Annotated in this window: 17 protein-coding genes and 1 riboswitch; of the genes, 3 read left to right on the top strand and 14 right to left on the bottom strand. The window is 62.7% G+C overall.

What is annotated here, in order from left to right; all coding sequences use genetic code 11:
* Positions 1-290: 290 nt before the first annotated feature.
* The 14 genes from BEN47_RS15630 to BEN47_RS15570 all read right to left on the bottom strand — a co-directional run bounded on the left by BEN47_RS15630 (position 291) and on the right by BEN47_RS15570 (position 17314).
* Positions 291-1985, bottom strand: a complete 1695-nt coding sequence (locus tag BEN47_RS15630) for a GMC family oxidoreductase (protein WP_083322484.1) — start codon at positions 1983-1985, stop codon at positions 291-293.
* A 126-nt stretch (positions 1986-2111) separates the two neighbouring features.
* Positions 2112-2717 (bottom strand): gluconate 2-dehydrogenase subunit 3 family protein, encoded by a 606-nt coding sequence (locus BEN47_RS15625; RefSeq protein ID WP_070729490.1) that lies wholly within the window; start codon positions 2715-2717, stop codon positions 2112-2114.
* Between the two features lie 125 nt (positions 2718-2842).
* Positions 2843-3604, bottom strand: a complete 762-nt coding sequence (locus tag BEN47_RS22295; RefSeq protein ID WP_239691634.1) for a peptidase dimerization domain-containing protein — start codon at positions 3602-3604, stop codon at positions 2843-2845.
* Complete coding sequence (locus BEN47_RS22290; RefSeq protein WP_239691633.1) at positions 3492-4367, bottom strand: M20/M25/M40 family metallo-hydrolase; 876 nt, start codon at positions 4365-4367, stop codon at positions 3492-3494. The genes BEN47_RS22295 and BEN47_RS22290 overlap by 113 nt, the downstream gene beginning before the upstream one ends.
* A 128-nt stretch (positions 4368-4495) precedes the next feature.
* Positions 4496-4642 (bottom strand): MFS transporter small subunit, encoded by a 147-nt coding sequence (locus BEN47_RS21705; RefSeq protein WP_193427152.1) that lies wholly within the window; start codon positions 4640-4642, stop codon positions 4496-4498.
* Between the two features lie 34 nt (positions 4643-4676).
* On the bottom strand, positions 4677-6083 hold the full coding sequence (locus BEN47_RS15615) for an L-lactate MFS transporter (protein WP_070729488.1): 1407 nt from the start codon (positions 6081-6083) through the stop codon (positions 4677-4679).
* Positions 6084-6310: 227 nt separating this feature from the next.
* Positions 6311-7168: an SDR family oxidoreductase gene (locus BEN47_RS15610; RefSeq protein WP_070729494.1), complete on the bottom strand. Its 858-nt coding sequence runs from the start codon at positions 7166-7168 to the stop codon at positions 6311-6313.
* 187 nt (positions 7169-7355) lie between these two features.
* Positions 7356-8534 (bottom strand): PA14 domain-containing protein, encoded by a 1179-nt coding sequence (locus BEN47_RS15605; protein ID WP_083322482.1) that lies wholly within the window; start codon positions 8532-8534, stop codon positions 7356-7358.
* 88 nt (positions 8535-8622) lie between these two features.
* Complete coding sequence (locus tag BEN47_RS15600) at positions 8623-9063, bottom strand: putative signal transducing protein (protein ID WP_070729486.1); 441 nt, start codon at positions 9061-9063, stop codon at positions 8623-8625.
* Between the two features lie 101 nt (positions 9064-9164).
* Positions 9165-9713 (bottom strand): hypothetical protein, encoded by a 549-nt coding sequence (locus BEN47_RS15595; protein ID WP_125921714.1) that lies wholly within the window; start codon positions 9711-9713, stop codon positions 9165-9167.
* Between the two features lie 825 nt (positions 9714-10538).
* A complete protein-coding gene (locus BEN47_RS15585) occupies positions 10539-11012 on the bottom strand; it encodes a tetratricopeptide repeat protein (RefSeq protein ID WP_070729493.1) in 474 nt (157 codons plus the stop codon).
* Positions 11013-11071: 59 nt separating this feature from the next.
* The gene (gene metF / locus BEN47_RS15580; protein ID WP_070729483.1) at positions 11072-12028 is read right to left on the bottom strand and encodes a methylenetetrahydrofolate reductase [NAD(P)H]; all 957 of its coding nucleotides are present in this window, start codon (positions 12026-12028) and stop codon (positions 11072-11074) included.
* Positions 12029-12132: 104 nt separating this feature from the next.
* Positions 12133-15825 (bottom strand): methionine synthase, encoded by a 3693-nt coding sequence (gene metH, locus BEN47_RS15575; RefSeq protein WP_070729482.1) that lies wholly within the window; start codon positions 15823-15825, stop codon positions 12133-12135.
* Positions 15826-15897: 72 nt separating this feature from the next.
* Positions 15898-16006: riboswitch (SAM riboswitch) on the bottom strand.
* 84 nt (positions 16007-16090) lie between these two features.
* Positions 16091-17314, bottom strand: a complete 1224-nt coding sequence (locus BEN47_RS15570) for a molybdopterin molybdotransferase MoeA (RefSeq protein WP_070729481.1) — start codon at positions 17312-17314, stop codon at positions 16091-16093.
* A gap of 170 nt (positions 17315-17484) precedes the next feature.
* Here BEN47_RS15570 and moaC point away from each other — a divergent pair, with 170 nt between their 5' ends.
* The 3 genes from moaC (at position 17485) to BEN47_RS15555 (ending at position 20024) form a co-directional block, all read left to right on the top strand.
* A complete protein-coding gene (gene moaC / locus BEN47_RS15565) occupies positions 17485-17967 on the top strand; it encodes a cyclic pyranopterin monophosphate synthase MoaC (protein ID WP_070729480.1) in 483 nt (160 codons plus the stop codon).
* 8 nt (positions 17968-17975) lie between these two features.
* Complete coding sequence (locus BEN47_RS21065) at positions 17976-19172, top strand: NTP transferase domain-containing protein (RefSeq protein ID WP_204378337.1); 1197 nt, start codon at positions 17976-17978, stop codon at positions 19170-19172.
* Positions 19173-19334: 162 nt separating this feature from the next.
* Complete coding sequence (locus BEN47_RS15555) at positions 19335-20024, top strand: porin family protein (protein ID WP_070729479.1); 690 nt, start codon at positions 19335-19337, stop codon at positions 20022-20024.
* Positions 20025-20108: the final 84 nt, after the last annotated feature.

The raw sequence follows: 20108 nt of genomic DNA, 5'->3' as shown, positions 1-20108 counted from the left end.
GCCCGGTAAGAGCGGTGAAAGGCGTTGCCAGTGCGCGTCAGTGAGTAATGTGCGGTCTTTTTGCATCTTCAAAGCTACTTTAATTGTTCACGCGTCCTAAAAGAACAGAAACTCCCCTCCTTTTTTAAGAAGGGGACATTTTCACGCAGTGAAAATTGGGGTGGTACCCTCTGACGACACCCGAACAATTCCATTGAGACTTGTTCGCCCATCGTTCAACGAGGGCAACCACCTCCGTTCGAGCCCTTGGCTCGAACATCCCCTACTTGAAAAAGGAGGGGAGTTGTTGTTCAATTGTCCCGGCGCTGCTGGCTCTCCAAAAACTTGTCGGCCGTACGCAGGCTCAGCGCCATAATGGTGAGGGCCGGGTTCACGCTCAGCGCGCTGGGAAAAGTTGAGTTGTCGGAAATGTAGAGGTTGGGCACGTCGAAAACGCGGCCGTTGGCATCCACCACGGCATCGTCGCCGCTCAGGCCCATGCGGGCCGTGCCGATGACGTGCGCATAGCGCTGAAACGACCAGATGTCGGTGGCACCAGCGGCTTCCCAGATGCCACGCATGATTTTCTCGGCGTGGGCATTCATGCGCTGCTCGTTTTCCTGGGCCGAGAAATGCAGGCGGGGCTTGGGCAGGCCGCGGCCGTCCTTTTCTTCAGCCAGCTCCAGGTAGTTGTCGGCGTGGGGCAGGCAGTCGCCGAGGATGTTGATGCCGGCTATGTGGTTGTAGTTCTTCATGTAGTCGCGCAGCTGCTGGCCCCAGTACTTGCGGCCCCGCGCCACCTGCCCGGCAAACGTCACGGGCATCACCCCGATGCTTTGCAGCAGGTAGCCGCCGATAAAGTCGGCCCCGGCCGGCCGGTGCGTATCCTGCGAAATCAGCCCGCCGGGAATGCCTTTGTTGGGCCTTACCTCGTCGGCAAACGTGCCCCATACCTGCAGGCCGGGATGCGCCATCAGGTTGCGGCCCACCTGGCCACTGCTCAGGCCCAGGTTGTTCAGCAGCAGCAGGCGCGGCGTTTCCACCGAGCCGCCGCAGAGAAACAAGTGGCGGCAGCGCTGGCGCTTCTGCTCCCCGTTGTGGGTGTACACCACGCCCGTCACGCGGCCGCGCTCGTCGCGCTCAATCTCCGTCACGAAACTATTGGGCTGAATTGTGGCCCCGTGCTTCACCGCCAGCGGAATGTACGTAACGTCCATGCTCGACTTGGCCCCGTTGGAGCAGCCCGCCTGGCAAAAGCCGCGGTTGGTGCAGGCCTCGCGCCAGCCCACGCCTTCCTGGTAGTAGCGGGCCGAAAGGGCCGCGTTGGCCGCCGGCGAGGTTTTAATCCCCAGTTTCTCCGCGCCGCGTACCATCAGCTGGGCGGCGCTGTTGAGGGGCAGCGGGGCCAGCGGGTAGCCCTGGCTGCGGGCGGGGCCCCAGGGGTAGGGCGTGGGGCCGGATACGCCAATGAAGCGCTCGACTTCATTGTAGTACGGCTCCAGCTCTTCGTAGCTCACGGGCCAGTCCTCGCCCTGGCCGAAATCGCGCCGCAGGTGCAGGTCGTCGGGCAGGGGGCGGGGCGTGTAGGCGGTGTAGTGCAGCGTAGAGCCGCCCACACCGGTGCCGGAGTTATTCTTGCCCATGGCCAGCGGGTCGGCCCCGGCGGCCAGCCGCTCGTCGTTCCAGAACAGGAAGTCCTGCGCTCTTTCGTCGGTAGCAAAGTCGGTGGTGGGGTTGTGCCAGGGGCCGGCTTCCAGGGCCATCACTTTCAGGCCGGCCATGGCCAGGCGGGCCAGCAGAGGCGCGCCGCCCGCGCCCAAGCCAATCACCAGGCAGTCCACTTCATCGGCCTCGGCCGGCACGGCCTGGAGCTGTTCCAGTGGGGTGGCAACCGGGGCCGCTGCCGGCGCGGGCTCGTCGGCCATCAGCGCGCGCAGCAGCGGGTCTTGAATTTCGGGTTCAGTGGGGCTAAGGACGCCTTCTTCCAGGATTTCTTCGTCAGGCATGGTGTGAGGTAGTGGAGTGGGGTAGGGGAAAAACAGCGGTCAGCCTGAGCCTGCGCAGGACCTTATCGCATTTGCGGCAACAGAATTTTTGCTGCTTATACAGCGGTAGTAAAGTCCTTCGCAGGCTCAGGACGGCAGTTTTAGCTCCCTTTCCTCGCGTTCGTTGAGGCCGATTTTCGTCCAGGCCGGTAGGTCGGCCATGCCCACATAGCCAATTTCTTCCTGGGCCAGCGGGTGGGCGTAATAGGTTTCGGTGAGCTCGGCCAGCAGCTCCTCAAAGAAGCGGCCGGCGTTCAGGGTTTGCCAGATAGTGCCGGGCGGGTTGCCATTGGCCAGGGCCTGAAGCGCGGCATCCTGCTGCTCAGCGCTCAAAGCCATAAAATCGGCCTGGAACAGCTCTTGTGCAATCTCATCAATACCGCCCAGGCCCAGGCGCATGGCCTCGCGGTCGGGCGGGAGGGCATCGTAGCGCCAGCCATCGGCGCGGCCCTCGGCCAGGCGTTGGTCAACGGCGGGAGCCAGGGCAATGGGGTTTTCGGGCCGGTCGGGCTGGGGAAAAATGCGGGCGGCTACGGCTTCGAGCAGGGCAAACGTTTCGGGCGCCAGCAACTGCGGCTCGTAGGCGGCAGGGGCGTCGAGCCGGCTTTGCAGCGCGGCGCGGGTGGCTTCCGAAACATGCTCAGTGGCAAGCAACGCACAAACGGTGCCGCTGGGATAGGTAGGAACAGACATACAAAAGGCTTCAGCTGATGCGGTGCCGATGGAGACGGCCCAACTCTAACCTCTTACGAGCAGAATCTTCCCGGCGGCTAAAGAATGTTGGGGCGAGGGAATGAGATAAACGCCAGAACGACTACCTACTTCAGCAGCATAATAGCAGCCATGGTCTCAATTCCGTCCCACAAATTCCCAAGGCGAATGTTCTCGTTTTCAGCGTGCTGGTTGTTGTCGTAGTTGGCCACGGGCACTGTAATGGTCTGGGCTTGCAGCTGCTGCTCAAACACGTATAGTGGCAGGCTGCCGCCCATAGTGGGCAGCACCACCACGCGGTCGGGGGTAGTGGTTTGTACGGCGGCAATAATCTGGCGGGCAATGGGCAGGTCGAGTCTGGTGCGCTGGGCGTTGTAGCCGGTTTCGGGCTGCACGCGGGCCAGCAGCGGGTACTGGGCGCGCTCGGCGTCGGTGGGTTCGGCGGTGGTTACGTGGTAGCCCTGCCGCTCCATGTGGCGGATTACTTTCTGCACCTGGCGCTGGGCGTCGTTGCCGGGCACAAGGCGCAGGTCCAGCACGGCCGAGGCTACCGTGGGAATGACGTTGGCCGCCTGCGCGCCCACGTTGGCACTCTGCATGCCGTTGATGTTGAGCGAGGGCTGGTTGAGCAACTCCACCAGCGACTGGCCGGTGCCGTACGGCCGGGCAAAGCCCAGCTCCTGCTGAATGGTCTTGTCCATATTCGGCACCTGCGCCAGGGCCGTTTTCTCCGCCTGAGTGAGCGGCGTCACGTCGTCATAAAAGCCGGCCACGCGCACCCGGCCGGTGCTGTCGGTCATCGAGGCCAGCAGGCGCGACAGGGCCAGGGCCGGGTTGGGAACCCAGTTGCCGTAGTGCCCGCTGTGCAGGGGCCGGCGCGGCCCGTACACTTTCAGGCTCATGTTTACGTCGCCGCGCGCACCAAACACCACCTGCTTGCGGCCCGACTGGTGCACCGGCCCCGTCGCAAATCACCCACACGTCCGATGCCAGTAGCGGTTTGTGGCGGGCCAGTATTTCGGCCAGGTGCGGCGAGCCCCGCTCTTCCTCGCCCTCAAAAAAGAACTTGATGTTGACCTTGGGCTTGAGCTTGCTGGCCACCAGCGCCTGGTAGCCGGCGAGGATGGTCATCACGCCGGCTTTGTCGTCGGAAGCGCTGCGGGCGTAGAGGCGCCAGTCGGGGCTGAAGGGCTGGCCGGGCGCGGGGCGGGCCGCCAGCTGGCCGCCGCGGTCGAGCGGGCCCGTGGCCAGCGTGGGGGTGAAGGGGCTGAGGCCGTCGCGCCACTGGGCGGGGTTCACGGGCTGGCCGTCGTAGTGCGCGTAGAAAATGACGGTGCGGGTGGCGCCCGGCGTGCGCACCTCGCCGAAAACCACCGGTGGCACGCCCGCCGTGGGCGCGGCTAGTAGCTGCGTTTTAATGCCGCGGCGGCGCATCATGTCCTGAATGAACAGGGCCGTGCGGCGCAGGTTGGCCGTGTCGGCGGCCACATTCGGGATGGCTACCAGTTGCTCAAACTCGGCCAGCAGCGCGTGCTCGTGCGCCTGCCGGAACTGCCGGACTTTTTGCAGCGGGTCATTGGCCTGCACAGACCCCAGCAGGGCCAACAAGGCCAACGCGAATAGCTTTTTCATAACCGTAAAGTAAAGCCAATTTTGAAAGGAAAAAGACCCCTTGAATTATCCTGAAATAGTGCCTGCCCAACAAAAAAGCAGCCGACACAAGGCCGGCTGCTTTTCAGTTTTCATTACAAAAAACAAGGCTAGTTGAACAGGGCCAGGGCTTTGATGAAGGTTTGCGACACGCCCCAGGCCAGGGGAACGCCCACGAACAGCCAAGCCAGGGCCACAGACATGGCTGAGCTGGGCTCCTCACTATTGCTGGGGTGCGAATTCGGTTGCGGATTCATATCAATCTCGGATTACAGGGATGAAAAGAAATGCTTAAGCGCCGGCTGGTGCAGCGGCTGCTTTTTTCACGTGGTACCGCTCACTCACGGCCGTAACCAGGATGTTGGCGATGAAGCCAACCACCAGTACGCCGGCCATGGTGTAGAATACGCTTTCGTAAGCAGCGGCTCCGGTCAGGCCTTTGGCTTTCTGGTTGTCGCGCAAGTAGTTCACCAACAGCGGCCCGAGGATGCCGGCCGTGGACCAGGCGGTGAGCAGTCGGCCGTGAATAGCGCCCACTTGCATGGTGCCAAACATGTCGCGCAGATAGGCTGGAATGGTGGCAAAGCCGCCCCCGTACATGCTCATAATCACGCAGCACACCACCACAAAAAGGGTGAGCGATGCACTGGCCGCTAGCGTGGGCACCAGCGCATACAGCGCAATGCCCAAGCCGAAGTAAATCATGTAGGTAGGCTTGCGGCCCAGCTTATCCGATGCTGAAGACCAGAAGAAGCGACCCAGCAGGTTGAACAAGCTGAGCAAGCCCACGAAGCCGGCCGCCGCCGCCGCTGTTACGCCCCGGCCGGCGCCCATGGCCGCATCCGAGAAAGACTCCTGAATGAGCGGCGAAGCAGATTCGAGCACGCCAATGCCGGCCGTCACGTTCATGCACAGCACCACCCACAGCAGCCAGAATTGCGGCGTTTTGATGGCATTGTCGGCGTCCACGTTGGCCGTGGTGATTAGGGCGCTCGAAGTTACCGGGGCCACGTAGCCCTCCGGCTTCCAGCCTTCGGCCGGCACCCGAATGGTAAACACGCCAAACATCATGAACGCCAGGTAAATCAGGCCCATGACAATGAACGTGGGCGCCACGCCCATGGGCGCCATGTCCTTAAATTGCGCCATGAGGGCCACGGCCAGCGGCGAGCCAATCATGGCGCCGCCGCCAAAACCCATGATGGCCATGCCAGTGGCCACGCCCGGCCGGTCGGGAAACCACTTAATCAGGGTGCTTACCGGCGAGATGTAGCCGATGCCCAGCCCGCAACCGCCCACGAAACCGTAGCCGAAGTACACGAGCCAGATTTGGTGCAAATGCACCCCCAGCGAAGCAATCAGAAAGCCGCCGCCGAAGCACAGCGCCGAGGCCATCATGGCCTTGCGCGGGCCCACGCGCTCCAGCCACTTGCCAAACACGGCCGCCGACAGGCCCAGCAGCACAATGGCAATGGAGAAAATTACGGCCAGCTGGCCGGCCGTCCAGTCGTCGGGCGCCGGGGCATCCACGTTGCCGCTGATGAGGGCGCCCATGGGCTTCTTGAACACGCTAAAGGCGTAGGCTTGCCCAATGGCCAGGTGAATGGCCAGGGCTGCCGGCGGCACCAGCCAGCGGTTGTAGCCGGGGCCCGCCACGGTGCGGCTGCGGTCAAGCAGAGATGCGGAATTATCAGCCATATGAGAGATGGGAATGGGAGTGAAAGAAAGAGTGAATTGGTGGCAGCCACTATGCCATTGGCATGGCTGATAGGGCCGTTAGCGAAAGGTAGCCGGCTTTTAAATAGATTGATTGTTTAACGCTTGGAAAATTTGCTAAATAGCTATAGCTAACTGGTTATAAAAAGGAGGCGGCCGAATTATCGGATGATGATTCGGCCGCCTCCGGAGCCGCGTTTGCCGGGGCCTTATTCGTCGCTGCTGAGCTTGCCGCCCGTCACGTGCACGAGGCTGCCCGTCATAAATGAACCGTCCTGACTGGCCAGCAATACGTAGGCGGGCGCTATTTCCTCGGGCTGGCCGGGGCGCTTGAGGGCTACCTCGTGACCGAACTTCTTGATTTCTTTCATCGGCATGGTGGCCGGGATGTTGGGCGTCCAAACCGGGCCGGGCACTACGCAGTTCACGCGGATGCCGCGCTCGCCCAAATACAGCGCCAGCGACTTGGTGAGGGCATGGATGCCGGCCTTGCTGGCCGCGTAGTCCACCAGAATCGGGATGCCCGTGATGCCCACAATGCTGCCCGTGTTGATGATGCAGTCGTCTTTTTTCAGGTGCGGCAGGGCCGCCTGCGCCATCCAGATGTAGCCCAGAATGTTGGTGTCGAACGTGCGCCGGATTTGCTCCTCGCTGATGTCCTCAAATTTCTCCTGGCTCATCTGGAACGCGGCGTTATTCACCAGAATATTCAGCCCGCCCAGCTCGGCCAGGGTGCGGCGCACGGCCTGCCGGCATTGCTCCGGGTCGCGCACGTCGAGCTGCAGCAGCAGGCACTTGCGCTTTTCTTTTTCGACCATTTGTTTGGTCTTTTCGGCGTCCTGCACGTTTTCGTTGAAGAGAATGGCCACGTGGGCACCTTCTTTGGCAAAGGCAATGGCCACGGCCCGCCCAATGCCCGAGTCGGCCCCGGTGATGAGGGCCACTTTGTTCTGGAGCTTGCCGGCGGCGCGGTAGTTGGCCAGGTCCGAATCCGGCTGCAGCTTCATGTCGGCCTGGCTGGCGGGGTAGGGCAGCTTCTGGGCCGCCTCCTTAAAATCGGTGGCCATGGGGCGGCGCTCGGCTTTGGCGGGGGCGGCTTTGGATGTGGCTTTGGTAGCCGTAGCGGGCTTCTTGGGGGCGGGTTTGGCGGCGGCAGTCTTTTTCATAGTCATGCAAAAGGGCGAAAGAATGGACCTTTGCTTACGCGAAAAAAACCAGAACGGCCACATCAATTCGCGCGGGCGGGGCCGGGTATTACAGCCGCCGCAGCACCACTCGGCGATTTAGCGGGCGTTGGGCGGGGTCCGCATTGTCGGCCACCGGCTGGGTGCCGCCGTAGCCCACGGGGCGCAGCTGGGGCTCGGCCACGCCGTGCGCCGTGAGGTAGAGGCACACGGCGGCGGCCCGCTGCTGCGAGAGCTGGCGGTTCAGCTCGGCGTTGCCCACGTTGTCGGTGTGGCCCTGCACTTCAAAGCGCAGGTCGGGCCGGGCTTGCAGCGTGGCGGCCAGCTCATTGAGCGCGGTGCGCACGGCGGGCAGCAGCTGGGCCTGGCCCTGGTCGAAATACAGCTCGGGCAAAGTCACCGTTTCGCCCACCGCCAGGCGTGCCAGCTGCGCCGTGCGGCCCGAATCGGCCACTGGCCGTGCCGGTTCGGGTAGTGGACCGGGTGCGGTGGCAACAGCCGGCAGGACCTCCGGAGCCCGCCGGACCGGACGAACTGAGGGCTTTTGGGTGCGGCGCGGTGGTGCTGCCGCCTGCTGGGGCTGGGGCCGGAGCGGCGCCTTGGCCTGCACCGTCACCTGCTGCAGCGGCACCACGATTGGTGGCGTTGGCCTGGGGTTGCGCGTGAATAGAAACCGGGTGGGAATTGGCTGCGGGGTTGGGGTGTCGGCGTTCAGGCCCCACAGGTTGCGCCACGTGGCCGGTGGCGGAGTGGCCAGCGGCTCGTCGGGCCGCTCCCAGGTAACCACCGCCCGGGTGTCCATGCTGTACTGGCAGTAGTCCACGCGCAACCGGTAGGGTTCGTTGGCCTTCAGCTCGATGGCCGCGGTGTAGCGGCTCACGGGCTGGCCCCGCCATTCGTTGAGAATGAGCCGGTCGTTGACCCAGATGCGGATGCCGTCGTCCACCGTCACGTGAAAGACGTAGCGCCCGCTGGCCGGCGGCACCAGCCAGCCCGTCCAGCGCACCGAAAAGCTTTCGGCTGGCATGCCGGCCGCCGGCGGCTGGTGTCCCCAGTTGAAATTGATGCTGGCATCGCGGCGGCTCAGCACGAACCGCTCAAAATCGGTGCCCTCGTAATAATCACCTCTGATGCCGTTGCCCACCTCCTGGGCCTGGCCCCAAGCCGATAGCACCGGCAGGCACACCCCCAGCAGCAGCCCCCCAAGCAACACAGGGCTCCGCCGCCCCCGATAAATAACCCAAGCCATGCTGCAATAACGGCAATTCAGGAGAATATAGTATGAACTTTTGAGCCGGTTTTCAGCCCACTACTTGACCCCCAAACCCACGGGGCTGCTACTTAAACTCGTGGCCGCAATGGAAGCAGTGGTGCCGCTTGCCACGCACCGGGTAGCGCAGCAGCACCGACAGTACCCCCGACCAGAAGCCGTAGGTGTTGCGCGTAGCCGCCCCGTAGGCCACATCCGAGGAGCCGCACTTGGGGCAGCGCGGAGTCACCGGGTCGGGCGCATCGGCCGCAAAAGAAGCCTCGTCAGGGGTAGTAGCCAGGGGCACCGGCACTTCGTTCAGTACAGCAAGGGCCGCTTCGGCATCGCGCTGGCGCACGTGTAGCCGCACCCCGCCCGTAATGGGACTGTAGAGCGGCATGATTGACACCAGATTCTCGTTGCTCAGAAAGCACGGAATGCCCGCTGCTTCCAGCCGCGTACGGGCCAGGTTGGCCGCAATGGGTTCGTAGTACGACTCAAGAAAAATAACGGAATCCGGGCTGGGCACTTGAGGGATTATTGAGTTTTGAGAGTTGGATTGGTCGCATCGTTTCCAATCACCCGCAAAGGGCAGCTGCTAACTTAACCCTCAACCCTTAACATTCAACCTTATTTAGCCTGCTGCCGGGTGGCGTCCTTGATGCCTTCGGCGGTGCGGCCGGCCTGCAGGGCCACAAACTCGGCCTGCCGGGCGCGGATGCGCACTTCCTCGCGCGCCGGCAGGTCCATGCGAATCTGCTTCACCTGGTCGTTGAGGCGGCGGTACACAGCGCGGGCGTAGTCCCAGTCGCGGTCGGTCCAGGTGTCGCGCTGCTCGCGGGCCACCCGAATGAGCTGGGCGTAGGCATTGGGCAGGTCGGTGGGCGTGAGGTTATCCAGCTGGCCGGCATAAGGGCCCATCAGCTTGGTTTCCATGGCAATTTCCTGGCGCGGGTCCAGGGGCTGGTCGCGGCGGGCGCGATTAGCGGCGTCGTAGCGGGCGGTGGCCTTGCCCAGGCGGGCTACCTTTTGGGCAGCGGTACGGGCCAGGGTATCCAGTTCGCGCACGCCTTCGCGGGCTACTTCCTGCCGCTCGCGGGGCGTCGAATCGCAACTGGTAAGCAGCAGGGCAGCACCCGCAACAATGGCGGCTGGCAGCAAAGAAAAGGAGCGTGGCATGGGTTGAGAGGGTATTAATTCGAGCCTGTTACGTCGTTGCGCGTGCAATGGCTACACAAGCCCTCCGGTTGCGCCCGCTGTCACGCAGCAGGGGCAATATACTTGTACCACCTATCTTTCCCGCCTCGCAACCCAAGGTGCGCATTTACAGCGCCCCACAAGGGAAAAACAGGACCGCCGTTAAGCTTCTATCCCCGCTATGAAAAAACTCCGAGGCCTGCTTGCCGCCGTCGCCATGTGCGTGAGCGCCAACCAGTGCGTCGCCCAAACTGCCAGCATCGACTTCGCCAAGCTGCGTTTGAACGGGCTGCCCTTCACGGCCACCAAAGCGCAGGTGCTGGCCCGCCTGGGCAAGCCCACTAAAATTGACGAGCCCAAGTACGAATGTGGCTTTCTTTCTAGCCAGGAGCAGGGGAAAAGGATGTACTCCCTGCACTACGGCTATGCACAATTCACCGGCAATGCCCAGGACGGCTACGTGATGGAGGAAGTGAAATTCTCCGCCAAATCACCGGTTTTGCTGCGCTACGGCAAATGGGAACTGAGCGGAAAATCAACCCTGAAAGACCTCGAACAAGCGTTTGGCCAGCGGCTGAAGGTGGAGGTCCTGAAAACCGCCGAGTACAAAAACGGCACCCCCGTGGTAGGCATGCGCTCCGCGGGCGACGATGCGCCATGTTCTGGTTTGAAAACGGGCACCTGGTCAAGTTCGAATACTGGACGCCCTGCTGAGTTTTTAGTTGTTAATTGCTCGTTGTCAGTTGTTGGCGTGGACAAAACATTTTGGCTACCAACCACCAACTTATTAATCCGCGGCCCGGATTTTCAGGCGCCGTTATCCTCCATTTCCTCCCGGACGCTGAGCTGCTGCTCCTGCAGGCCGGGCAGGTGCGGGCAAATGGCAGCCAGCCGTGCCAAAATGCGCAGGGCGCGGCGGTATTCGCCCAGCTGGCGCAGCATGGTGGCCTGCCCCCACAGCGCGCCGAAATGGCGCGGCTCCCGGCGCAGCGTCTCCCTGATGTCGGCCAACGACGCCCGGTACTCGCCCCGCAGGTAATAGGCCGTGGCCCGCTTGTTCCAGCCTTCGGCAAAGTCGGGCTTGGCTTCGATGATGCTTGTGAAATGCGCAATGGCCAGGGCGTGGTCGCCCGCCTGCATGGCGCGCATTCCCGCCTCCAGCTCCTTATCGAGGGCTACGTCGCCGGTGGCGAGCCACACCTGCCAGATACCGTTTTGCAGCACCTCAATTTCGGCCGGCGCCGCCGCCACCTGCAAGCGGGAAAAAAGCTCGTCTAGCATGAGGAAAGGGGTGAGGTAGGAGAAAAGCAGTAAAGAAAATACAGTGGCCAACAACGCCTCTAAAACAGCTCCTGGGCAATGCGCCGGATGCTCTCCGACTTGCCCATGGAATAGTAGTGCAGGCAGGGCACGCCGTGGGCCACTAGCTCGCGGCTCTGGTTGATGCACCACTCGATGCCGATGGCGCGGGCCGCTTCGTTGTCGCGGCACTGGCTGATGGCTTCCACCAGCGGCTCGGGCAGGTTGAGGTAGAAGGTGCGCGGCAGCATGGTGAGCTGCGACTTGGTGGTGAGCGGCTTCAGGCCCGGAATGATGGGCACCGTGATGCCGGCCTCGCGGCACAGCCGCTCGAACCGGAAGAATTCTTCGTTGTCGAAGAACATCTGGGTCACTACGTAGTCGGCGCCGCGGTCTACTTTGTGGCGCAGGTAGCGGATATCGGACTGGTAGTTGGGTGCCTCGAAGTGCTTTTCGGGGTAGCCCGCCGTGCCAATGCAGAAATTGGTGGCCCAGCTGTCGTCCTGCTCCTGGTCGAGGTATTCGCCCTTATTCAGGTCGGAAACTTGCCCAATGAGGTCGGCAGCGTAGGCGTGCCCGTCAGGCTCGGCCTTAAACATGCCCTCGCTTTTGATGGGGTCGCCGCGCAGGGCCAGCACCGTGTCGATGCCGAGAAAATGCAGGTCAATCAAGGCGTTTTCGGTCTCTTCCTTGCTGAAGCCGCCGCAGATGAGGTGGGGCACAGTGTCCACGTCGAAGCGGTTTTTGATGGCCGCGCAAATGCCCACGGTGCCAGGCCGGCGGCGCACGGTTTTCTTCTCCAGCAGCCCGTTGGGGTGGTGGCGGTACACGTACTCCTCGCGGTGGTACGTCACGTCGATAAACGGCGGCTTGAACTCCATCAGCGGCTCAATATTCGAAAAGAGCGTGTGGATGTTTTCGCCCTTTTTCGGCGGCAGCACTTCAAAAGAGAAGAGGGTTTTGCCGTCGGCCTGGGCAAGATGGTCGGTAACTTTCATATGATGTAGCGTGGACTCTAAGAGTCCACGCGTAGAGGCGTTCAAGCAGTATGTTCGGGTGTCGTTCATGCGCGGACTCTCAGAGTCCACGCTACATTTTCGCGCTACTTGGGTTCGTAGTTCAAATTCGGCATCAGCCAGCGCTCCATCTCGGCCGTTTCCATACCCTTGCGGCGCGCAATGTCTGCCACCTGGTCCTTGCCAATGCGGCCCAGGCCGAAGTAGCGCGAATCCGGGTGCGCGTAGTACATGCCGCTGACGGACGAGGCCGGGTACATGGCCAGGTTTTCGGTGAGGGTGATGCCGGTAGTGGCGCCCGCGTCCAGCAGCTGGAACAAGGTGATTTTCTCAGTGTGGTCGGGGCAGCCGGGGTAGCCGGGGGCCGGGCGCACGCCGCGGTATTTCTCCTGCACCAACTCTTCGCCGCTCAGGTGCTCGTCGGGCGCGTAGGCCCAGAACTCGCGGCGCACCCGCTCGTGCAGGCGCTCGGCGAAGGCCTCGGCCAAGCGGTCGGCCAGGGCCTTTACCATGATGCTGGAGTAGTCGTCGTGGTCGGCGTCGAACTGCTCAATCAGCGCCTCAATGCCGATGCCGGCGGTCACCGCAAACCCGCCCATGTAGTCGGCCCGGCCCGTCTCCTTCGGCGCCAGGTAGTCGGAGAAGGCCACGTTGCGAATGCCCGGGCCCTTCTCGCCCTGCTGCCGCAGCGTGAAAAACTCTGTGGCTACTGTTTCGCGCGCGTCGTCGGCGTAGATTTCGATGGTGTCGTAATCCTTAGTATTCGCCGGCCAGAAGCCCAGCACGGCGCGGGCCGTGAGCAGCTTCCCGCTAATAATCTTCTTGAGCAGCGCCTGCGCATCGTCGAAAAGCTTGGTAGCGGCTTCGCCCAGGTTCTCGTCGGTGAGGATGCGCGGGTAGCGGCCTTTCAGCTCCCAGGTGTGGAAAAAGGGCGTCCAGTCGATGTATTCGGCCAGCTCGGCTAGGTCGTAGTCTTCCAGCACCTTCGTGCCCAGGAAAGTCGGTTTGGTTATGGGGGTAGTGGCCCAATCGGCTTTGAAACCGTTTTCGCGGGCCGCGGCTATGGTCAGGTAGTTTTTGTCGCGCTGGCGGCTGGCGTAGTCGGCGCGCAGGGTGGCATAGTCGGCGGCCACGGTTTCGGCGTAGGCCGCCTCGCCCGAGCCAAGCAGGCCCGCCGCCACGCCCACCGAGCGTGAGGCGTCGTTGACGTGCACCACGGCACCGCTGTAGGCCGGCGCAATTTTCACGGCCGTGTGCAGGCGCGACGTGGTGGCGCCCCCAATGAGCAATGGCACCTTCATGCCGCGCTTCTGCATGGCCTGGGCCACGTACACCATCTCATCGAGCGAGGGCGTGATGAGGCCCGACAGGCCAATTACGTCCACCTGCTGGCGCTGGGCTTCGTCCAGAATCTTCTCCAGCGGTACCATTACGCCGAGGTCAATGATGTCGAAATTATTACAGGCCAGCACCACGCCCACGATGTTTTTGCCGATATCGTGCACGTCGCCTTTCACCGTGGCCATCAGGATTTTGCCGGCCGTCTGACGCTCCTGCCCGCGCTTGTCGGCCAGCAGATAAGGCTCCAGATAGGCCACCGCTTTCTTCATCACGCGGGCCGATTTCACCACCTGCGGCAAAAACATTTTGCCGGCCCCGAACAGGTCGCCCACCACGTTCATGCCGGCCATCAGCGGGCCCTCAATCACGTCCAGGGGCCGCGGCAGTTCCAGGCGGGCGGCTTCGGTGTCCTCGTCGATAAACTCGGTGATGCCCTTCACCAGCGCGTGCGACAGGCGCTCCTGCACCGGCAGGCTGCGCCAGGCATCGGCCACCACTTCCACCTTGCCCTTCTGCTTCACCGTATCAGCAAATTCCAGTAGGCGCTCGGTGGCATCGGCGCGGCGGTTAAGCAGCACGTCTTCCACCAAATTCAGCAGGTCTTTGGGCACTTCGTCGTACACCGCCAGCTGGTTGGGGTTCACAATGCCCATGTCCAGCCCCGCCCGGATGGCGTGGTAGAGGAAGGCCGCGTGCATGGCCTCGCGCACCACGTCGTTGCCGCGGAACGAGAACGAAATGTTCGACACGCCGCCGCTGGTGAGGGCGCCCGGCAGGTTGGCTTTTATCCAGCGCACCGATTCGATGAAGTCGACGGCGTAGTTGCGGTGCTCCTCCATGCCGGTGCCGACGATGAGGATGTTGGGGTCAAAAATAATATCCGTGGCCGGGAAGTTGATGCCCATCAGCAGGTCGTAGCTGCGCTGGCAGATTTCCTGGCGGCGCGCCAGCGTGTCGGCCTGGCCATCCTCGTCGAAGGCCATCACCACCATGGCGGCGCCGTACTGGCGCACGGTGCGGGCACGCTGCAAAAACACTTCTGGGCCTTCTTTCAGCGAAATCGAGTTCACGATGCTCTTGCCCTGTACGCACTTCAGGCCGGCTTCCAGCACGCTCCATTTCGAGGAGTCAATCATCACCGGCACCCGCGAAATATCGGGCTCCGAGGCAATGAGGTGCAGAAAAGTGGTCATGGCCTGCTCGGAGTCCAGCATGCCCTCGTCCATGTTGATGTCGAGCACCTGGGCGCCTTCTTCCACCTGCACGCGGGCCACGGCCAGGGCTTCCTCGTAGGCGCCGGTGCGGATGAGGCGGGCAAAGGCTCGCGAGCCGGTCACGTTGCAGCGCTCGCCCACATTCACAAACAGGCTTTCGGACTTGATGGCGAACGGTTCCAGCCCGCTCAAGTGGGTGGCTGGGGGGATTTCAGTGGGCAATACCCGGGGCTTGTACCGCTCCGCCAGCTTGCTCAACTCGGCAATGTGCTGGGGCGTAGTACCGCAGCAGCCGCCCACTACCGTCACAATGCCTTCCTTCAGGTACTCTTCCACCAGCGCCGCGAATTCTTCGGCCGATTCGTCGTACCCGCCAAAAGCGTTGGGCAGGCCGGCGTTGGGGTAGGCCGAGATGTGCACGTCCGAAATGCGGCTCAGCTCCTGCACGTACTGCCGGAGCTGGTCGGCCCCAAGAGCGCAGTTCAGGCCCACGCTCAGCAGCGGCAGGTGGCTGATGGAGTTCCAGAAGGCCCCCACCGTCTGGCCGCTCAGCGTGCGGCCAGAGGCATCCGTAATCGTGCCCGAAATCATGATGGGCACCACCCGGCCGCCTTCATCAAAGAACTTCTGCACGGCGTAGAGCGCCGCTTTGGCGTTGAGCGTGTCGAAGATGGTTTCGATGAGCAGCGTATCCACGCCGCCATCCACGAGGCCGCGCACCTGCTCGAGGTAGGCCGTAGCCAGCTCGTCAAAGGTCACGGCGCGGAAGCCGGGCCGGTTCACATCGGGCGAGAGGGAGGCGGTGCGGTTGGTGGGGCCCACGGCGCCGGCCACAAAGCGCGGCTTATCAGGCGTGGCGTACTCGTCGGCCGCCTCGCGGGCCAGACGCGCCGACTCGTAGTTCAGCTCGTACACCACGTGCTCCAGGCCGTAATCGGCCTGGGCAATGGTGGTGCCCGAAAACGTGTTGGTTTCCACCATATCAGCCCCGGCCGCGAAGTACTCGGCGTGAATGGTCTTGATAATATCCGGCCGTGTGAGGCTCAGCAGGTCGTTGTTGCCGCGCAGGGGCTTAGGGTGGTCGGCGAAGCGGGCGCCGCGAAAGTCCTCTTCCGTCAGCGGGTAGCGCTGAATCATGGTGCCCATGGCGCCGTCGAGAATCAGCAGGCGCTGGCGCAGGATTTCGGGAAGGGGAGACGGAGCGGCGAGGGTGGCAGTGGGCATTTCTTTCGGATTGAGTAACGGGCAAAAAGCGCGTATCCAGAAAGAAACCCAAGCGGCGAGGCTCGGTTCCGGCTGTCATCTTCTTTCACCAAAAAACGCGGTGAAACGGGAGTTGGCACCTACTCGTGGTAGGTTGCCAAGACGTCATCGGGCCCGGTCCCTCGGTCTTTCTGGATAGCAGCGTAGCGCAAAGGTACAACTTGTAGCACACGCTTTAGCTTTTGCCCTCTCTCACGATGCACAAGCTAAAGCATACGCCACGATGTTACAGCTCCCACGCCGGCCACACGCTGCCCGCCGCGAAAACCACCGGCTCCGGTGGCAGCTCCAGAAATGCCGTGGCGCCCACCAGCCCGGTGAGGTCGCCGGAGCCGCCCACGCGCAGCGGCGTGGCCAGCCGGCGCCCTTCGGCGTCCACGGTCAGGCGCACGGGCACGAAATGCGCCAGTTGGGGCTTGAAATTTATCTCCACGGTGAGCATGGCGGGTGCGGGCGCTCCGACAGCCGCTGTTGCTTCGCCGGTGCCATGCGGCTGTTGCACGGCGCGCAGCCAGGACCGCACGTACCGGCAAGCCGTGAGAAACGTGGATACCGGGTTGCCGGGCAGCCCAAACACCACTGGGCCTGCGTGCTTAGCCCCAAACCACATGGGCTTACCGGGGCGTTGGTTCACTTCGTGGAAAATCTCAACTACCTCCAGCTCGCGCAGCAGGCCCGGCAGGTGGTCGGCGCGGCCCTTGCTCACGGCTCCGCTCAACACCACGGCATCGAAGCCCGCGTTGATGATGTTGGTCAGCCCCAGGCGCAGCGCCGTGAGCTCATCGGTGAGGTGGAAAAGGGACACCTCGGCACCCGTCCGGGCAAACAAACCCTGGAGGGCGTAAGCATTAGAACGCCTGATTTGGTGCGGCAGCGGCGTTTCAGTGATGCCCACTAACTCGTCGCCGGTGCTCACTACGGCCACGCGCGGGCTGCGCGTCACGCGGATTTCGGCGGCGCCCACGGTGGCGGCCACGGCCAGCTCGGCCGGCCCCAGGTGGGTGCCGGCGGTGAGTAGCGCGTCGCCTTGGCGGCGGTCGGCGGCCTGGCGGTGCACGTTGACGCCGGGCGCGGCGGGAGGTGCAATTTGGATGGTGGCGCGGTTGTTTTCCAGCAAAATGTCTTCGTAGCGCACCACCACGTCGGTGCCAGGGGGCAGCACGGCGCCCGTCATCACTTCCACGGCGGCCTGCGCACTTTGCAGCGGCTGGGGCGGGGCGCCGGCATACTGCGTGTGCTCGATGGCAAACTCCGTTTGGCCCGCCGTCCAGGCGGCGTGCACCACCGCAATGCCGTCCATCGCCACCCGGTTGAAGGGCGGAAAGTCGCGGTCGGCCGTGAGCGTTTCGGCCAGCACGCGGCCCAGCGCTTCGGGCAGGGGCACGGTTTCGGCAGGGAGCGGGCGGGCGGTGGCTAGTACGCGGGCAAAAGCTTCGGCGACGGAAATCATTGAGTTGTTAGTTGCTGGTTATTAGTAATAGGCAAAAAATTATGAAGCGTTGCCCTGATTAGAAAACGAGGAAGATACTGCGCAACTGCGTAGGCGGCCGTAATTTTAAAAAAATACGGCTTATTGCCGCCTGTTCACCACCAACTGACAACGAGCAACCGACAACCAGAATGAACTTCACCCACGTCAACGCCGCTAACGAGCCCACTATGGTGGATGTGGGCGCCAAAGTACCCACCCGCCGCGTGGCCCGCGCCCAATGCCGCGTGGTGCTGGGCCCCGAGCTGCTGAGCCGCGTGCAGGCCGGCGAGATGCCCTCGCACAAGGGCCCCGTCATTCACACGGCCATTCTGGCGGGCATTATGGGGGCCAAGCGCACCGCTGAGCTCATTCCGCTCTGCCACCCGCTGGGCCTCGACGACTGCAAAGTCACCATCGTGCCCGACGGCCCCGACGCCTTGCGCGTGGAGTGCACCGCCGTGGTCACGGGCCGCACCGGCGTGGAAATGGAGGCCCTGACCGGCGCCACCATCGCAGCCCTCACCATCTACGACATGTGCAAGGCCTTCTCACACGACATCACCATCGATAGCGTGCAGCTAGTCGAAAAAACGGGCGGTAAAAGCGACTTTCATCGGCCCGAAAATTTGTAAATTTCTCCATGGACAGTTCTTCAACCCCCACTGCAAAGCGCTCGAAACACACCGCCCTGGCCCGACCCGATTTGGGTGAGTTTGGCCGGCACGAGCTGGCGATACTAGGCGCCCCCTGCGGCGATATCCAAGCGCTGGTGGCGCACCTGCTGCCTTACCTGGCACCCGCGTTGCGCGTGGCCTACGTCGACGCCGACCATGCCGCCGAACGTGAGGTAAGCTTCAGCTTGCCGTCAAACGCGCCAGCCAACCCCGCCCCCCAGATAGCCGAAAACGGCCTGTCGGCTGAATTAATAGACAAAATCACTCATCGCCAGCTGAATATGATGCGGGCAATGGATAAGTTCTCGCAGCCCGAATTGCTGGCCCACGAAAGCGTGGTGCTGGCAAACGGCAACCACTTCCGCGCCCGCCAGCAGGTGTTGATTGTGGACCCGCGCAAGCCGCTGGACAAGAAGCTCGACCGCCTCACCGATGTGCGCCTGATACTCCTGGCCGACGGCCAAACCGACCTGCCCGCCGTGCTGGCCCAGCACCTGAGCACCGCCCCGCTGCCGCCCGTGCTGCACCTCGCCGACACGGCCGGCATTGCCGCGTTCATCCGAAAGTGGTACCTGTTGGCGGTGCCCGTGCTGCGCGGCCTCGTGCTGGCCGGCGGGCGCAGCGAGCGGATGCAAACCGACAAAGGTGCGCTGCACTACCACGCCCTCGACCAGCGCCAGCACACGGCCGCACTGCTTGGTGAGTTCTGCCCCGACGTGCGCGTGTCCGTTCGCCCCGACCAGGCCACCGACCTGCCCGCGGGCCTCACCGCGCTGCCTGACACGTTCCTGAACCTGGGCCCGCTGGGCGGCTTGCTGTCGGCGTTTCAGGCCGACCCCAACGCGGCGTGGCTGGTGCTGGCCTGCGACCTGCCCTTCCTGACCCGCACCACGCTGGACTTTCTGGTGACAAACCGGCAAGCCAGCCGCGCCGCCACGGCCCTGCGCAGCCCGTGGAATGATTTCCCGGAGCCGCTGGTGACCATCTGGGAGCCGCGCAGCTACGGGCAGTTGCTGCGGTTTTTGAGCCTGGGTTATTCGTGTCCCCGCAAGGCGTTAATCAACTCCGATATTGAGCTGCTATCGCCACCCGTGCCCGAGGAATTGCGCAATGTGAACACGCCCGAAGAGCGGGCCGCCGCGGAGCGCGAACTGATTGGTTAGGTTCCCGTTGCCCAGGTGGTATAGCCGCTGTGCAGGTCGGCAAGCTGTTTTTTTGGAGGGCTGTTGTATACCAGGATTCAGAAAAAGTTCGTTTATGGTTCACGATTGGCACACTTTTCGAACGTGGCCAGCCCGAGTAATCATTCACACTCTCCATTCCCCATGAAAAAATCTGCATTTCTAATCGGAGCATTATTCGCTACCGCGGCCGTTTCATCGGCTCAGGCCCAGGACGTGCGCTTTGGCCTGCGCGCCGGCGCCAACTACTCCAACCTGTCCGGCAACATTAAAAACGAAAACACCTACAACAACAAAATCGGCTTTCTGGGCGGCGTGATGGTCAACGTGCCCGTCGTGGAAAACTTCTTCTCCGTGCAGCCCGAGATTCTGTACTCGCAGAAAGGCTTCGATAACAAGCCCACCGAATTCACGACCGTGCTCGGCGCCAAGCAGAAGCGCGAAGGCAGCGTGAACTACAACTACCTCGACGTGCCGGTGTTGCTGAAAATCAACGCCGGTGGCTTCATTGTAGAAGCTGGCCCGCAGTATTCTTACCTGCTGGGTTCCAACAACGAAACCAAAACCACCACTACTCCGGCATTGGGCGGCGCACCGTCTACTACCGAATCAAACGACAAAAACGACGTGAGCGGCCTCAACCGCAACGAGCTCGGCTACCTGGCCGGCGTGGGCTACCAGGCCCAAAACGGCGTGAGCCTGAGCCTGCGCTACACCGGCGCCTTCAGCGACTTTGTGAAGAACGAAGACAATACCTACTTCAACGGCGACCTGAAAAACGCCCGCCACTCGGCCTTTCAGCTCTCGCTCGGCTACCTGATTGGGAGCAAATAGGCCCTTTGTAGCTTCGTCTTTTTTGCTGAACGCAGTGAAGCACCTTAATCACGCCGAAACGACTTGTTCCGGCGTGATTAAGGT

The sequence above is a fragment of the Hymenobacter lapidarius genome (assembly GCF_001816145.1).
GTDB lineage: Bacteria > Bacteroidota > Bacteroidia > Cytophagales > Hymenobacteraceae > Hymenobacter > Hymenobacter lapidarius.
This window is presented reverse-complemented; position numbering and strand designations above follow the sequence as displayed.

Bases quoted from the DNA above. Each gene is read 5' to 3' on its own strand.
- BEN47_RS15585 (WP_070729493.1), bottom strand. From the start codon at position 11,012: ATGCTAGACGAGCTTTTTTCCCGCTTGCAGGTGGCGGCGGCGCCGGCC.
- metF (WP_070729483.1), bottom strand. From the start codon at position 12,028: ATGAAAGTTACCGACCATCTTGCCCAGGCCGACGGCAAAACCCTCTTC.
- BEN47_RS15630 (WP_083322484.1), bottom strand. From the start codon at position 1,985: ATGCCTGACGAAGAAATCCTGGAAGAAGGCGTCCTTAGCCCCACTGAA.
- BEN47_RS15555 (WP_070729479.1), top strand. From the start codon at position 19,335: ATGAAAAAATCTGCATTTCTAATCGGAGCATTATTCGCTACCGCGGCC.
- BEN47_RS15615 (WP_070729488.1), bottom strand. From the start codon at position 6,083: ATGGCTGATAATTCCGCATCTCTGCTTGACCGCAGCCGCACCGTGGCG.
- BEN47_RS21705 (WP_193427152.1), bottom strand. From the start codon at position 4,642: ATGAATCCGCAACCGAATTCGCACCCCAGCAATAGTGAGGAGCCCAGC.
- BEN47_RS22290 (WP_239691633.1), bottom strand. From the start codon at position 4,367: ATGAAAAAGCTATTCGCGTTGGCCTTGTTGGCCCTGCTGGGGTCTGTG.
- metH (WP_070729482.1), bottom strand. From the start codon at position 15,825: ATGCCCACTGCCACCCTCGCCGCTCCGTCTCCCCTTCCCGAAATCCTG.
- BEN47_RS21065 (WP_204378337.1), top strand. From the start codon at position 17,976: ATGGACAGTTCTTCAACCCCCACTGCAAAGCGCTCGAAACACACCGCC.
- BEN47_RS15570 (WP_070729481.1), bottom strand. From the start codon at position 17,314: ATGATTTCCGTCGCCGAAGCTTTTGCCCGCGTACTAGCCACCGCCCGC.
- BEN47_RS15605 (WP_083322482.1), bottom strand. From the start codon at position 8,534: ATGGCTTGGGTTATTTATCGGGGGCGGCGGAGCCCTGTGTTGCTTGGG.
- BEN47_RS15610 (WP_070729494.1), bottom strand. From the start codon at position 7,168: ATGGCCACCGATTTTAAGGAGGCGGCCCAGAAGCTGCCCTACCCCGCC.
- BEN47_RS15625 (WP_070729490.1), bottom strand. From the start codon at position 2,717: ATGTCTGTTCCTACCTATCCCAGCGGCACCGTTTGTGCGTTGCTTGCC.
- BEN47_RS15595 (WP_125921714.1), bottom strand. From the start codon at position 9,713: ATGCCACGCTCCTTTTCTTTGCTGCCAGCCGCCATTGTTGCGGGTGCT.
- moaC (WP_070729480.1), top strand. From the start codon at position 17,485: ATGAACTTCACCCACGTCAACGCCGCTAACGAGCCCACTATGGTGGAT.